Below are 13805 nucleotides of genomic sequence, written 5' to 3'. Positions count from 1 at the left end.
GACGGGTGCTCGGCAGCGTGATCCGCGGCAGGCGAATGGGCGACGGTCATTAGTTAGACACACTATCGATGTCGGCGTACGCTGGAGCGCATGCCCGAGCTCAGCCATCGCCGACGCATGCTCGTCCTCGCGATCTGCTGTATGAGCCTGCTGATCGTGAGTCTCGACAACACCGTTCTGAACGTCGCCCTCCCCTCCATGCAGAAGGAACTGCACGCCAGTACGGCGGGCCTCCAGTGGACGATCGACGCCTACACCCTGGTACTTGCCTCGCTGCTGATGCTCGCCGGGTCCACGGCCGACCGGATCGGGCGCAAGCGGGTGTTCATGGCGGGGCTGGTCGTCTTCACGATCGGCTCCGCGCTGTGTTCCGTCGCGCCCGATCTGGAGATGCTCGTCGCCTTCCGCATGGTGCAGGCGGTGGGCGGTTCGATGCTCAACCCGGTCGCCATGTCGATCATCACGAACACCTTCACCGACCCGCGCGAGCGGGCGCGGGCGATCGGTGCGTGGGGTGCGGTGGTCGGCATCTCCATGGCCGCCGGGCCGCTGGTCGGAGGGCTGCTCGTGGAGTCCGTCGGCTGGCGGTCGATCTTCTGGCTCAATCTGCCGGTGGGGCTCGCCGCCCTGCTGCTCACCCTGCGGTACATCCCCGAGTCCCGCGCGCCCAAGGCCCGTCGGCCCGATCCGCTCGGCCAGGTCATGGTGATCGCGCTGTTCGGCTGCCTGACGTACGCGATCATCGAGGCGCCGAGCGCCGGGTTCACGGCGGTCCTGCCGTTCGCGGTGGTGGCTCTGGGGGCGCTGGCGGGACTGGTCTGGTACGAGCCCCGGCGCGAAGAACCCCTCATCGATCTGCGGTTCTTCCGTTCGGCGCCGTTCAGCGGAGCGACCGTCATCGCGGTCAGCTCGTTCGCCGCGCTGGGCGGATTCCTGTTCCTGTCGACGCTGTATCTGCAGAACGTACGGGGGCTGGACGCGCTGCACGCGGGGCTGTGGATGCTGCCGATGGCCGTTCCGACGTTCCTGTGCGCGCCGCTGTCGGGGCGTCTGGTGGGCAGCCGGGGCCCGCGGCTGCCGCTGCTGATCGCGGGGGTCGCGATGACGACGAGCGGGCTGTTGTTCGCCGCCTTCGACGCGGAGGCGTCCGACGTCACACTGCTCCTCGGGTATGTGCTGTTCGGGGTGGGCTTCGGTTTCGTGAACGCGCCGATCACCAACACGGCGGTGTCGGGCATGCCGCGCAGTCAGGCGGGGGTCGCGGCGGCCATCGCCTCCACCAGTCGGCAACTCGGCCAGACCCTGGGCGTCGCGGTGGTCGGCGCGGTCCTGGCGGCGGGCGTGAGCGTCTCGTCGTACCGCGACACCTTCGTCTCCGCGGCCCTCCCCGGCTGGTGGATCCTCGCCGGCTGCGGCCTGGTGGTCCTCGTCCTGGGCGCCGCGACCACCGGAACATGGGCCCGACGGACGGCCGAGCGGACCGCGGAGCGGCTGGAGGCGACGGACGTCCGGGATGCGGCGAGCGTCAGCGCCTGAGCAACGCGAGCCGGACCCCGAGGGCTGAAATACTCTCCGCACGGGCGGTGACGGACCAGGACCGCCGGGGGACGTGGGTGGAGGTCGGGGCGGGATGATCGGGACTGTGTTCCGGACCGTGGACGTACCGGTGGAGGACAGGTTCGAGTACTGGCGGCAGGTGATGAGCCTGGCGATCGCACCCAGCGAGATGAGCAGTGACTACGCCGCGGACTTCCGGGCGGAGCAGCGGTTGCTCGAACTGGGGCCGGTGCGCGTGTGGCCGACCCGGATCCGGCCGACACGGTTCCAGCGGAACGCGCGGCTGGTGCGGCAGTCCGACCCCGAGGAGTACCACCTGTCGCTGGTGCTCGGCGGCGGGATGGGCTTCGACCACGTGGGGCGGGCCGACACGTACGGCCCGCACGACCTGTGGCTGTCCGACACCTCACGCCCGTACGACGTACAGCCCTACGGCATGCGGCCGTCCGCCGGCCAGGACATCCCCTTCATCACCGGGGTGGGTGTGGACTTCTCCAAGGCGCTGCTGCCCCTGCCGCCGGCCCGGGTCCGGGAGTTGCTGGGCCGGCGGCTGTCGGGGCGGGAGGGGACGGGCGCCCTGCTGACGGGCTTCCTCACCGGCCTGGACCGGCAGTCCGACTTCCTCCAGCCGTCCGACGCGCCGCGCCTGGGCATGGTCCTGGTCGACCTGCTGGCGGCATGGTTCGCCCACCTGCTGGAGGCGGAGAGCGCCCTGTCTGCGGAGACCCAGCGCCGGGTCACGGTCACCCGCATACGGGCGTTCATCCGGCAGCGCCTGCACGACCCGGAGCTGCGGCCGCCCGTGATCGCCGCCGCACACCACATCTCGCTCAGCTACCTGCACCGGCTCTTCCAGGAAGAGGGGTCGGGCGAGACGGTGGCGGCCTGGATCCGCGCTCAGCGGCTGGAGAGCGCCCGCCGCGATCTGGCCAACCCCGCGCTGTACACCACGCCCGTCCACACCATCGCCGCCCGCTGGGGCATCCCCCGCGCCTCCGACTTCACCCGCGCCTTCCGCACCGCGTACGGGATCTCGCCCACGGAATACCGGTTCCAGGCCCTGTTCGAGGGCGAGTAGACGCAGCGTCAAATCCCTGTGGACCCAGTGGTAACGACAGCCCCAGGACCCGCTCCGCATTCTGGTGACGTGATGAGCACGTACGTTTCACCCGAATCGAGAGAACTCCTCCATGGGTAGACCCTTCCGGATTCCCCTCGCCATGGCGGCCGTCGCCCTGCTGACCGCGCCCGCCCTGACCGGTTCCTCACTCACCGGCACGGCGACGGCGGCAGAGACCACCACGACCACCACGACCGCGGCAACCGCGGCGGTCACCGCCGAGGCCGCCGCGGACCCCGTCTACGCCCGGCTCTACAACCAGGGCACCGGAAAGTGCCTCGCCGTGCCGGGCCCCTACACGGACGTCGAAGGCGCCGAGCTGATCCAGTGGACGTGCAGCACCAGCGAGACCCAGTACTGGGCGCTCATCCCCGTGACGGGCGGCTACCAGGTGAAGAACCTGGCGAGCGGAAGATGTCTCGCCGTGGCGGACAGCAGCAAGGTGCAGGGCGCCATCTCCGTCCAGTCGACGTGCGACGGCGGCGGCGGGCAGGTCTGGGCACACGACTCCATCGACCGGCTGACGAACGCCAACAGCAAGTTCTGCCTGGCCGTCCTCGGCACCGAGACGGCCAACGGAGTCAACCCCGCTCAGTGGACCTGCGGCACCAACAAGGATCAGCAATGGCTCTGGTAACGGAACAGCGTTCCTCGCGCCGGCCCCGGCCGGCCCTCCTGGCAGGTCTCCTCGGTCTCGTCGCCGCGCTGCTGGTGACCCTGCTCATCGCGCCCGACCGCGCGTCCGCCGCGAGTATCTCCGCCCCGCAGGTCGCCTACCAGAACACGGCGACCGAGGGCGACGGGCCCCGCACCCCCGACATCATCAGCACCAGCGCGAACGACGCGGTCGTGGTGTGGCGGGAGGGCACCACCGCCGCGGTGATCACCGCGCCCGACAAATCGGTCTTCGACCACGGGTACATCCGGTACTCGTACACCACCGACGGCGGTACGAGCTGGAGCCGCCCGCAGACCTTGGCGCAGGAGACCAGCGAGCACTCCTGGCACTACGTCGAGCTCTACAAGACGGGCAACAGGATCATCGCGTACATGGGCAGGACCTCGCCCTCGGAGTACTCGGGCCTGCCGATCAACGCCATCGTCGCCAAGGAGAGCACCGACGGGGGGCACACCTGGCACGACTTCACCGTCAACCTGCCGCTCGCCGACCACGGGAACCTCGCCCTCGCCGGACGCCCGGTCTGGATGGCCGACAAAAAAAGATATGTCATGCCGGTCTGGTGGACGGGCCGGCAGGTCGGGGCGCTGTACTCCACCAACCTCCAGGACTGGACGGCCGGCACCGCCGCCGCCAACCCGACCAAGCACCTGCCCGGCGAACCGCAGCTGGTCATCTCCCAGGACGACCCGACCAAGCTGCTCATGGTCGCCCGCAGCACTCCCCCCGTAAAGGGAGATCCGTCGTTCGCGCTGACCGCCATCAGCGACAACGGCGGCGAGTCCTGGAGCAGCCTCGGCCTGGACTACAACGTGCCCAACAACGACTCCAAGAGCTACTTCACCAAGGACAGCACCGGCCGGTATCTGACCATCTACAACACCGAACCGGCGCCATCGGGCCTGATCCGGCAGGCCCTGAACTACCGGACCAAGAGCCCCGGCGCGGCCTGGTCCAGCGGCAAGCTGTTCGCCAACCCCGCCGGCCCCACCGACCCGACACCGGCCGGCACCGGCGCCGGCTGGGACACGTACCCGATGGGCGACGAGTACGCGCCCGGCAAGTACTTCATCGTCTGGGAGCACGACACCTCGGCCATCCTGGTGAGCAAGCTCGACATCTCCGACACGTAGACCGACCGGCTCCGCCGACCCGGCTGTTCCGCGAGGGGAGAGCAGCGGGGTCGGCGGAGTCTCACGAAGCAGCTCGTCCCTCTCAGCCCGTCTGCGAGGCCAGGTTCGGCCATCGCTTGAGCAGTAGCTCCTCCACCCGCGGCAGAGCCTTCTGGCCCACCAATGCCACCGCTATCGCCGCCAGTACACCCGCCCACGCCATCGGCCCCAGCGGCGTGCAGCCGAACAGTTGGCTCGCGCCCGGGGTTTGCACCAGGGCGAAGAGGACGAGCGCCGAGCCAAGGGAGGTGAGGCGGACCAGGGGGCTGTCGCGGCGGTCGGCCAGGGTCTGGGCCAGTTGGGTGCCTACCACCGCGCACAGGGCCATCGTGGTCGAGCGGCGGGTCGTGCCGGGGGTGAAGCGGCCGAAGAGCCAGGCGACCGTGGCGCCCAGGCAGGTGGTGAGGGCTCGGTGGCGGATCTGGCGGATGAGGGGGGCGCCGAGGAGGGCCGTGCCGAGGGGTTCGTCGGATGCTGTGGACTCGCCGCCCTCTTCCTTGGGTTCCTTGGGGGTCACCGCCACCGCCATCGCCGGGAACAGGTCCGTGAACAGGTTGACCAGCAGCATCTGGCGGGTGGACAGGGGTGCGGAGCCCGACAGGACGGTGCCGAGGATGCCGAAGCCGACCTCGCCCGCGTTGCCGCCGATGAGGATCGCGATGGCGTCGGCGACGCTGTGCCACAGGGCGCGGCCTTCGTGGACCGCCTCGATGAGCACGGAGAGGTCGTCGCCGGTGACGACGAGGTCGGCGGCGTTGCGGGCGGCGGCCGAGCCGCGGGCGCTGATGCCGACGCCGATGTCGGCGGCGCGGATGGCGGCGGCGTCGTTGGCGCCGTCGCCGACCATGCCGACGACCCGGCCGGCGTCCCTGAGGGCCTCGACGACCTGGAGTTTCTGCTCGGGCGCGACCCGGGCGACGACGTCGGCGTCCCGGAGCATCCGGGCGCGGACCGTGCGGTCGGCGGCGGCGAGTTCGTCGCCGGTGACCACGTTCGCGTCGTCCGGCCAGCCGAGGTCGACGGCGATGGCGTGGGCGGTCTGCGGGTGGTCGCCGGTCAGCACGACGGGCCGTACGCCCGCCTCGCGCAGCCCGTGGACCAGGGCCGGGGACGTCTCGCGTGCCACGTCGGCGAGCGCGAGCAGTCCGGTGAACTCCAGGTCCTGCAAGGGCTCTTCGAGTACGTCCGCAGCCTTCTCGCCCTCCCGCAGCGGGCGTCCGGCGACCGCCAGGACGCGCAGCCCGTCGCCGGCCAGCGACTGGGCCCGGTCGGACAGGTGGGAGGGGAGGTCGGCGCAGGTGGGCAGGACCGTCTCGGGGGCGCCCTTGACGACCAGGACCGGGGTGCCGTCTCCGGCCCGGCCGACGGCGGCGGCATAGCCGCGGGCGGCCTCGAAGGGGACGCCCTCGGTCTGCTCCCAGTCGAGGTCGGGCCCGGCGGCGTCCAGGACGGCCTCGTCGGTGGCGTGCACCGGGCGGACCGAGTCGCCGTTGAGGCGCGGGCAGGCGCGGGCCGCCGCCCGCAGCGTCTCGGCGGCGTCCGGCTGGTCGGGGGTGTGGACCGTGCCGTCCGTGTCGGCCACCCGGACCAGGCGCAGCCGGTTCTCGGTGAGGGTGCCGGTCTTGTCGAAGCAGATCGTGTCCATGCGGCCCAGCGCCTCCAGCGTGCGCGGGGTGCGGACGAGGAGGCCGCGGCTGCTGAGCCGGCGGGCGGCGGCGAGCTGCGCCACCGTGGCCACCAGCGGCAGCCCTTCGGGTACGGCGGCCACGGCCACGGCGACTCCGCCGCTGACCGCCTGCTTGATCGGCGTCCCCCGCAGCAGCGACAGGCCGGTCACGGCGGCGCCGCCCGCCATCGTCAACGGCATGGCCTTGCGGGTGAGTTCCTGGAGGCGGGCCTGCACTCCGGCGGACGGCGGGACGCGGGCGGCGAGGGAGACGGCCCGGGCGGCCTCGGTACGGTCGCCGGTGTCCACGACGACGGCCTGGGCGCGTCCGGCCACCACCGTCGTCCCTTCGAAGACCATGCAGTGCCGTTCGGCCACGGGGGCGCGCGGAGCCGGGTCCATGCCCTTGTCGACCGGCAGGGACTCGCCGGTCAGCGCGGACTCGTCGACCTCGAGACCGTCCTCCCACAGCAGGCGGGCGTCGGCGGGCACGACGTCGTCGGTCTTGAGCTCGATGACATGGCCCGGGCTGAGCTTGGCGGCGTCGACCACACGGGCCGTGTCCCCGTCGTCCGTGACCCGCGCCTTCTGCTTCTGCTGGGCGAGCAGCCCGGACAGCGCGCGCTCGGCCCGCAGCCGCTGGACGCCGCCGACCAGGGCGTTCAAATCGAGGGCGCCGAGGACCAGCAGGGCGTCCACGGCCGAGCCGAGGATCGCGGACGCGGCCGAGCCGACGGCCAGGACCGGGGTGAGGGGGTCGTCCAGTTCGCCGCGTACGGCCCGGGCGAGCTGCCACGACCAGCGCGCGGGGGCCAGCACGGGCTGTCGTACGACCGTGCCGGCGGCCGTGCGTGCCCGGGCCGTCGCCTGTTCGAGGGGGGTCGGCTCCGGGGGCGCCTCCTGTTCGAGCCGGTCGCGTACGTCGTCCGGGTGCAGGGCGTGCCAGGCGACCCTCGGCCGGGGGTGGGGGGCGCGGGCCACCGCCACGCCGAGGGCCGCGCGTACTCCGGTGAACAGGGCGGCGGCCGCGCCGATGTCGACCGGCGCGTGCCGCAGGCCGGGCAGAAGTGACACGCGATCCCGGCGGGAGGACTCGCCTACGGCCACGAGCAGGCCGGACAGCGCGGCGCCGGACCGGGCCAGGGTCTTCGACCGGCGGCCGACGCCACGCTCCGCCGGGATGGCGACGAGCAGCCGCCACACGTCGGCGAGGCCGTGCGGGGCGAGGACGTCCGCGCCCCACACCACCTGGCCGTCCTCGTCGGTGAGGGCGACGGCCACGTCACCGCCGAGGAGTCCGGAGGTCACGTCCGCGTCGTCGTGCGGGCGGGGGCGGGCGACGGTGACGACCCCGCCCTCGTCGCGCAGTTCGTCCACGACCTCGCGCAACGGCCGGTCCGCGCCGACGACTTGGTCGGCCAGGCCGGTGAAGTCGGCGAGTGCGGGGTCGTCGACGACCACGACCCGCAGCCCGGCCCGGCGGGCGGCGTCCAGGACGGGCTCGGCCCACGGGTCGGCGCCCGCGCCGGGTTTCCTGAGCGCGCTGGGATGCAGCACGATCGTGCCGGCCATCTCCAGCTGCCGCAGCCGTCCCGGGTCGCGCACGAGCACGCCCGAGCCGGACAGGGCGCCGCTCAGGACGGCGTGGAAGGCGGCGGGCCCGTACCGGGCGGCCTTGGGCGAGCCGGCGAGGACCGCCTCTGCCGCCTCGGCCATGTCGTGCTTGACGAGCAGGGCCGCCGCCGCGCCCAGGACGCTGCCGGCGGAGGCGTGGGCGGCGTACTCCTGGGCCGGGGAGGTCCGCAGCGGCGGGCGCAGGGACGGATCCACGGGCACGCTGTCCCGGCCCGGTGCGCACAGCTGGTCGTGCACGGTCTCGAAGGCGGCCGTCCGCATCACCGCCTCCGCCAGCTGGGAGATGCGCAGCATCCCGTCGAGCAGCAGCGAGGTCGGAGTGTGCCCGGCGCCGTGCACGGCCGCGTTCGCGACGGCGAGGAAGACTTCCATACGGGCGTTGCCGAGGCGGGCGCGCAGCCAGGCGCGGAAACGGGGGTTCTCGCGCAGCAGCGTGACCACGGCGGTCACCAGGCGCGGCGAGGGCGGCAGCCGCATCGCGGACCCCACCAGCGCGGCCGCGGCACCCACCGCGTCGGCGGCGAGCGCCTCGGCGGCGGTCCGCACGGACGCGGGGTCACCGGGGTGACCGAGCTCCTCGACACTGTCGTCGTCGGCGGGCACCAGACCGTGCCGCTCGGCGAGCGCCGCCGCCCGCTCCACGACCCGGTCGCTCACGGCCTCCTCGGTCGCCGCCACGACCAGCCGCCCCAGCCCCTGGTCCCAGTAGGCGAAGGCGACGTCCGGATGCTCGGCGAGGGCGGCGGCCACGCGGCGGGCGAGGTGTTCGGTACGGCGGGAGTGTTTCCGCGCACCGGCACCCGGCCGCTCTCCGCCCCCCGGCTCACGCTCCACGCCCGGTTCGCCGCCGGCCCGGCCGGCCTGGTCGGCCACGGCGACCCCGTCAGCCCCGGCGGCCCGGTCGGCCCCGGTGGCCTCGTCCGCCCAGCCTGCCCCCTCAGCCCCGGAGGCCCGGTCGGTCACGTCGGCCCGGTCGGCCCGGTCGGCCCGGTCAGCCCCGTCGGCCCCGTCGGCCTGTCGTGCCGTCTGTTCCGCGTCGCCCGCTTTCTCCGCTCGCTCCGCCGTCTGTTCCGCGCGGCCGGCCGCCTGCCGGAGTTCCTCCGGGGTGGCCTCGCGCAGGGCCAGGTGGGTGCGGGTGCCGGCGTGCCAGTCGCGGGGGGCGCCCGGGAGGGCCGCGCGGGTGACGCGGGCGACGCGCAGGGCGAAGTCCGCGCTGTGCACGCCCGCCTTGGCCGTGCCCGCGACCGCCCCGGCGGCGGCGCCCACGGCGGGTGCCGTACCCCGGGCCAGCAGACGCGGGCCGGCCAGTACGAGTCCGGCGGCGGCCGCCGTGGGACGGCTGAGGAGTCCTCCGCTCATCACTCGCCCTCAGCCGTTCGCACGGGCAGGTCGGGCCGTCGTCGCGCCACTCGGCCCGCCGCCGGCGGGGGGCGGCGTGTGGTGCGCGGGCAGCCTGTCGGAGGGCGTGGCGGGTGCCGCCGTACCCCCCGCGGACGGCTTGCCGGAGGACGACGCCAGCACCTGCGGCGTGGGCCGCGTGCCGGACCCCTCAGCGGTCTCCCCGTGCTTCTCCGCCTTCTCCGTCTCCTCCCGCCGCGGCTGCGTCAGCCACGCCACCGCCGCTCCGGTGATCGCGACGGGCCACTCCACGACGCCCGCGACGCCGAGCACCCCGGCGCCGGTGTACACGGCGATCCGGCGCCCGCGCGGCGACACCGCGCCGATCTTGTCCAGCGTGCCCTCGGCCGCCCGGCCCACCGTTCCGGCGCCGGGCACCCGGCTCAGTACCGAGGCTGCCGCCCGCAGTGGTTGCGGAAGGTCCTGTGTCGACCCTGTCGACCCTGTCGACTTCTGCTCGGCCATGACTCTCCTCGGGATGGTGCCTCACCTTTCGGTGACCCGAGTTCCCGCAGTTCGGAGAGTCATCCCGACTCCCGGTGACTACCTCATCCGCGTGACCGCGCTCGCTCGACGGCGATCGCGTGCAGCCGCTCAAGCCGTGCCCGTGACTCCTCGTCCGCCGGTGTGTACGTGACCATGCGCGGCCCGTTCTCCGGGCCGAGCCACAGGTCGGTGTGGTCGACGACGACACGGCCCACGTACTTGTTCAGGAACTCCTTGCGCTTGCTGCGGTGGGCGATCACCTCGTGGCGGTCCCACGCCTCGCAGAAGTCCGGGGACTCGGCACGCAGCCGCTTGAGGAGCATCTTCCAGGCGGGCTCGGCCAGATGCCCGGCCATCGTGGCGCGGAAGCGGGCGGCCATCATGCGCTGGGCGTCCTCCAGGTGCACGATGGACGACTGCCACTCGGGGTGCGTGTAGGAAAGGATCATGCAGTTGCGGTCCTCGGGCGGCACGGCGTCGAGGTCGCAGAGCAGCAGGCTGTAGGTCCGGTTGTAGCCGAGGAGGTCGTACCGGCTGTTCTGCACGGCGGCCGCCGCCGGCTCCAGCTGCTCCAGGACCGCCCGCAGCCCCGGGGTGAGCGACGGGCAGTCGGTGGCCGGCATCGGGTCCACGGCGCCGGCGAGCCGGAAGAGGTGGGCGCGTTCGGTCGGGTCGAGCAGCAGGGTGCGGGCGAGGGCGTCGAGGACCTGGACGGAGACCTGGATGTCCCGGGCCTGTTCGAGCCACGTGTACCAGGTGACGCCGACCGCGGAGAGCTGGGCGACCTCCTCCCGGCGCAGTCCCGGGGTGCGGCGCCGGCGGCCGCGGGGCAGCCCGACCCGTTCGGGGGCGATGTGCTCGCGGCGGTGACGCAGGAAGGCGGCGAGTTCATGCCGCCGGACCTCCGCGAGGGCCGTCCCCGCCATCCCCGCCGTCTCCTGGGTCATGGTCGTCATGCCTCCAGCCTGCCGCCGCCCGCACCTCGTCCACACCCTGTTTCCAGGTGCTTCTTGTACCAGGATAAGAAGACTCTGGTACCCGTCTCGGAGCGGCCGCAGGCTCATACCCGTGACGGAAACCACGACCACCCCACGCCCGACCCGCCCCTCCCCCACCCCACCGGAGCTCGGCGGGCTCGGCCTGTTCACGGTGCTGCTGGCCGCGGCACTGCCCCTCGTCGACTTCTTCATCGTCAACGTCGCCCTGCCGACCATCGGCTCGGACCTCGCCGCGAGCGAGTCGGTCCTGGAGCTCGTCGTCTCCGGGTACGGCCTGGCGTACGCCGTCCTGCTCGTCCTCGGCGGCCGGCTCGGCGACCTCTTCGGCCGGCGCCGCCTCTTCCTGGGCGGCATGGCCGCCTTCGGGCTGACCTCGCTGGCGTGCGGGCTCGCGCCCACCGCCTGGACGCTGGTCGCGGCCCGGGTCGCGCAGGGCGCGGCGTCCGCCGCGATGCTGCCGCAGGTGCTCGCCACCATCCAGGCGGCCACCGCGGGCCCGCGCCGCGCCAAGGCGATGAGCCTGTACGGCGCGACGGCCGGCCTGTCGATGGTGGCGGGCCAGATCCTGGGCGGCGTACTCGTCTCGGCCGACATCGCGGGCACCGGCTGGCGCTCGGTGTTCCTGGTGAACGTGCCAGTCGTCCTCGTCGGCCTCGTCCTCGCCGCCCGCGCGATCCCGGAGACCCGGGCGCAGCGCCCGGAACCGGTGGACGGCCCCGGCACGCTCCTGCTGGCCGCCTCGCTGATCGCCCTGCTGGCCCCGCTCACCGAGGGCAGGGCGGCGGGCTGGCCGCTGTGGACGTGGCTGTCGCTGGCGGCGTTCCCGTTCCTGGCGGCGGCGTTCTACGCGGTGGAGCGCAGGGCGGACCGTCTGGGCCGTACGCCGCTGGTGCCGCCGAGCCTGTTCCGGCTGGTGTCGTTGCGGCGCGGGCTGGTGATGATCCTGCCGTTCTCCATCGGGTTCAGCGGCTTCATGTTCGTGATCGCGGTGGCCTTGCAGCAGGGCGCGGGCCTCGGCCCCGTCCAGGCGGGCCTGGCCCTCGCCCCGCTGGCGGTGACGTTCTTCTTCACCTCGCTCGCCGGTCCCCGGCTCATCGCCCGGTACGGCACGCGGGTGGTGACGGCCGGCTCCCTGTTCCAGGTCGTGGGCGTGGGCCTGATCGCCTTGGCCGCGTGGCGTTCCTGGCCGGACCTCGGCGTCGTCGCCCTGCTGCCGGGCGGTGCGATCGCCGGGGTGGGCCAGGCCCTCCAACTCCCCGTGATCTTCCGGATCGTCCTGTCCGAGGTGCCGCCCGCGCGGGCCGGCGTCGGCAGCGGTGTGATGACCACCACCCAGCAGTCGGCGCTGGCGCTGGGCGTGGCCACCCTCGGCACCCTCTTCCTGTCCCTGACTCCGGGTCTGGGCATGCGGGACGCCCTGGTCATCACGCTTCTCGTACAGCTGGCGGCGATCGCCCTGACCGGTCTGCTGAGCCTGCGGCTGCCGAGGACGATCGACTGAGGCCAAGAACACGGGTTGGCCAACGAGCTGTGAAGGATCCCCCGTTGATGTTGGTCTTGCTGCACACTCCTTGCTGCGTCAACGGACTCGCAGGGCGCGGCCTCTGGAGGCAGCATGCTGGAGATCAACACGAGCAAGGTGAGCCGCTGGGACCAGCACGGGCGCGAGCACGTCGTCCGGGTCCAGCGGGCGGGAATGCAGCGCACGATCAGCTGCGACACGTGCGGCTGGCGCAAGGGTGCGCAGTTCCTGCCCTGGCTGAAGGCGGAGGAACACCTGGCGGAGGCGCATCAGGCGACGGTCGATCCGACAGACCGGTCGGCCTAGGGCCTGTCCGGCAGATCAGGTCGCAGGGAATCGGCGGCGCCTCATCGACGCAGGTGAGCGAAGTCGAGAGTGGGGGAATCGGCAACCGACGACAACGCCGCAGATCGGCGCCCGCCGCGGAGCGGCTGATGTCACTGCGGCCCCGCGTCTGCGACCTGATCCGCCGGACAGGCCCTAGTCACCGAGCTCGGTGAAGAGTGTCAGCTGAAGCGCACCCGGTGCCTCCAGCCGGGAGTTCAGCGAGTTCCACGGCGTGCGGGTCGGCTCGGCGACCACCTCCGCTCCGGCGGCGGCCAGCTTCCCGGTGGTGGCGACGGAGTCGTCGACCTGAAAGGCGACCCGGATGTGACCGGCCACCCGCCGCCCGACCTCGACCTCGTCGATGAAGGCGGCGTGGTTCGGGTCGGTCAGCTCCAGGGTGGCCCGGCCGGCGTCGAGGATGGTGACCCGCCCGCCCTCGGAGGTGAACGCGCCGCGTTCGGGCAGACCGAGGACGTCGCGGTAGAAGTGCAGGGCCGCGTCGTAGTCGGCCGCCGTGACCACCAGGCGGAGTTCGCGGACAGCGGGTTCCCCGGAGGTTTTCTCGGAGGTTGTCTCGGACATGTCGGCTCCTCAAAGATCGCGGGTATTGAACCCGACAACCCGGCGATCTGCCGCGCGATTCCCGCCGCCCTAGACCCCCAGCCCCCGCAGCAGCAGCCCCACCACCGCGTCGAACTCGTCCTCCACGCCCGGCAGTTCCCACTCCCGGTGGTAGCCGGGGTCGTGGAAGCGGCCGGTCGCCTGGAACAGGGCGCGGGCCGTGGCGGCCGGGTCGGCGGCCGTGAACACGCCCGCGTCCACGCCTGCCCGGACGATCCGGGTCAGCTGCCCGGTGAGGTCGGTGATGTGCTCGGCGACCGCCCCGCCGTTCTCGTCGGTCAGCACCATGTACGTGGCGAAGAGCTCGGGGTCGTCGCCCGCCTTGCGGCGCTTGGCCTCGAAGAGGGCCGCGAGCCAGTCGCCGAGGCGTTGTCGGGGGTCACGGGACGCGTCGGTGGCGATCCCGGCCAGTGACTCCGACGTGCGGTCCAGCCACCGCTTGGTGACCGCCTCGCGCAGCGCCGCCTTCGTGCGGAAGTGGCGGTAGACGCTGCCGTGGCTGACGCCGAGCGCGCGGGCCACGTCCACCACGGTCGCCTTGGCCGGACCGTGGCGGCGCAGCACCTCCTCGGTCGCTTCGAGGATGCGCTCGGCGGTCAGGATCTCGCTGGTCGGTGGCATGAG

At 73.0% G+C, this 13805-nt stretch carries 11 protein-coding genes; 6 read left to right on the top strand and 5 right to left on the bottom strand.

Annotation, left to right across the window (positions count from 1 at the left end; translation table 11 throughout):
• Positions 1–90: 90 nt before the first annotated feature.
• From OG252_RS33820 to OG252_RS33805, 4 genes are all read left to right on the top strand, one after another.
• A complete protein-coding gene (locus OG252_RS33820) occupies positions 91–1536 on the top strand; it encodes an MFS transporter (RefSeq protein ID WP_266439782.1) in 1446 nt (481 codons plus the stop codon).
• Between the two features lie 94 nt (positions 1537–1630).
• Positions 1631–2635: a helix-turn-helix domain-containing protein gene (locus OG252_RS33815; RefSeq protein ID WP_329340886.1), complete on the top strand. Its 1005-nt coding sequence runs from the start codon at positions 1631–1633 to the stop codon at positions 2633–2635.
• A 112-nt stretch (positions 2636–2747) separates the two neighbouring features.
• Positions 2748–3314: an RICIN domain-containing protein gene (locus tag OG252_RS33810; RefSeq protein WP_266439780.1), complete on the top strand. Its 567-nt coding sequence runs from the start codon at positions 2748–2750 to the stop codon at positions 3312–3314.
• Entirely contained in the window at positions 3302–4489 is a 1188-nt protein-coding gene (locus OG252_RS33805) for a sialidase family protein (RefSeq protein ID WP_329340881.1), read from the top strand. The genes OG252_RS33810 and OG252_RS33805 overlap by 13 nt, the downstream gene beginning before the upstream one ends.
• An 82-nt stretch (positions 4490–4571) precedes the next feature.
• On the opposite strand, the gene OG252_RS33800 is transcribed toward OG252_RS33805, so the two are convergent.
• From OG252_RS33800 to OG252_RS33790, 3 genes are all read right to left on the bottom strand, one after another.
• A complete protein-coding gene (locus OG252_RS33800) occupies positions 4572–9188 on the bottom strand; it encodes a cation-translocating P-type ATPase (RefSeq protein ID WP_329340879.1) in 4617 nt (1538 codons plus the stop codon).
• Positions 9189–9197: 9 nt separating this feature from the next.
• Entirely contained in the window at positions 9198–9692 is a 495-nt protein-coding gene (locus tag OG252_RS33795; RefSeq protein WP_329340877.1) for a hypothetical protein, read from the bottom strand.
• An 83-nt stretch (positions 9693–9775) separates the two neighbouring features.
• Positions 9776–10669 carry a helix-turn-helix transcriptional regulator gene (locus OG252_RS33790; RefSeq protein ID WP_329340876.1) on the bottom strand — a complete coding sequence of 298 codons (894 nt, stop codon included), beginning with the start codon at positions 10667–10669 and terminating at the stop codon, positions 9776–9778.
• Positions 10670–10781: 112 nt separating this feature from the next.
• Between OG252_RS33790 and OG252_RS33785 the strand changes: the two genes are divergently transcribed.
• Together OG252_RS33785 and OG252_RS33780 are read left to right on the top strand one after the other, a co-directional pair.
• Positions 10782–12212 carry an MFS transporter gene (locus OG252_RS33785; RefSeq protein ID WP_329340874.1) on the top strand — a complete coding sequence of 477 codons (1431 nt, stop codon included), beginning with the start codon at positions 10782–10784 and terminating at the stop codon, positions 12210–12212.
• Between the two features lie 114 nt (positions 12213–12326).
• Positions 12327–12539, top strand: a complete 213-nt coding sequence (locus OG252_RS33780) for a hypothetical protein (protein WP_266439770.1) — start codon at positions 12327–12329, stop codon at positions 12537–12539.
• A gap of 174 nt (positions 12540–12713) precedes the next feature.
• On the opposite strand, the gene OG252_RS33775 is transcribed toward OG252_RS33780, so the two are convergent.
• Both OG252_RS33775 and OG252_RS33770 read right to left on the bottom strand, forming a co-directional pair.
• Complete coding sequence (locus OG252_RS33775; protein ID WP_329340872.1) at positions 12714–13142, bottom strand: VOC family protein; 429 nt, start codon at positions 13140–13142, stop codon at positions 12714–12716.
• Between the two features lie 69 nt (positions 13143–13211).
• Entirely contained in the window at positions 13212–13802 is a 591-nt protein-coding gene (locus OG252_RS33770) for a TetR/AcrR family transcriptional regulator (protein WP_329340870.1), read from the bottom strand.
• Positions 13803–13805 lie beyond the last annotated feature (3 nt).

The organism is Streptomyces sp. NBC_01352, from assembly GCF_036237295.1.
GTDB lineage: Bacteria > Actinomycetota > Actinomycetes > Streptomycetales > Streptomycetaceae > Streptomyces > Streptomyces plumbiresistens.
This window is presented reverse-complemented; position numbering and strand designations above follow the sequence as displayed.

Coding starts and splice junctions, on each gene's coding strand:
- OG252_RS33820 (WP_266439782.1), top strand. CDS start 91: ATGCCCGAGCTCAGCCATCGCCGACGCATGCTCGTCCTCGCGATCTGC.
- OG252_RS33815 (WP_329340886.1), top strand. CDS start 1,631: ATGATCGGGACTGTGTTCCGGACCGTGGACGTACCGGTGGAGGACAGG.
- OG252_RS33810 (WP_266439780.1), top strand. CDS start 2,748: ATGGGTAGACCCTTCCGGATTCCCCTCGCCATGGCGGCCGTCGCCCTG.
- OG252_RS33805 (WP_329340881.1), top strand. CDS start 3,302: ATGGCTCTGGTAACGGAACAGCGTTCCTCGCGCCGGCCCCGGCCGGCC.
- OG252_RS33800 (WP_329340879.1), bottom strand. CDS start 9,188: ATGAGCGGAGGACTCCTCAGCCGTCCCACGGCGGCCGCCGCCGGACTC.
- OG252_RS33795 (WP_329340877.1), bottom strand. CDS start 9,692: ATGGCCGAGCAGAAGTCGACAGGGTCGACAGGGTCGACACAGGACCTT.
- OG252_RS33790 (WP_329340876.1), bottom strand. CDS start 10,669: ATGACGACCATGACCCAGGAGACGGCGGGGATGGCGGGGACGGCCCTC.
- OG252_RS33780 (WP_266439770.1), top strand. CDS start 12,327: ATGCTGGAGATCAACACGAGCAAGGTGAGCCGCTGGGACCAGCACGGG.
- OG252_RS33775 (WP_329340872.1), bottom strand. CDS start 13,142: ATGTCCGAGACAACCTCCGAGAAAACCTCCGGGGAACCCGCTGTCCGC.
- OG252_RS33770 (WP_329340870.1), bottom strand. CDS start 13,802: ATGCCACCGACCAGCGAGATCCTGACCGCCGAGCGCATCCTCGAAGCG.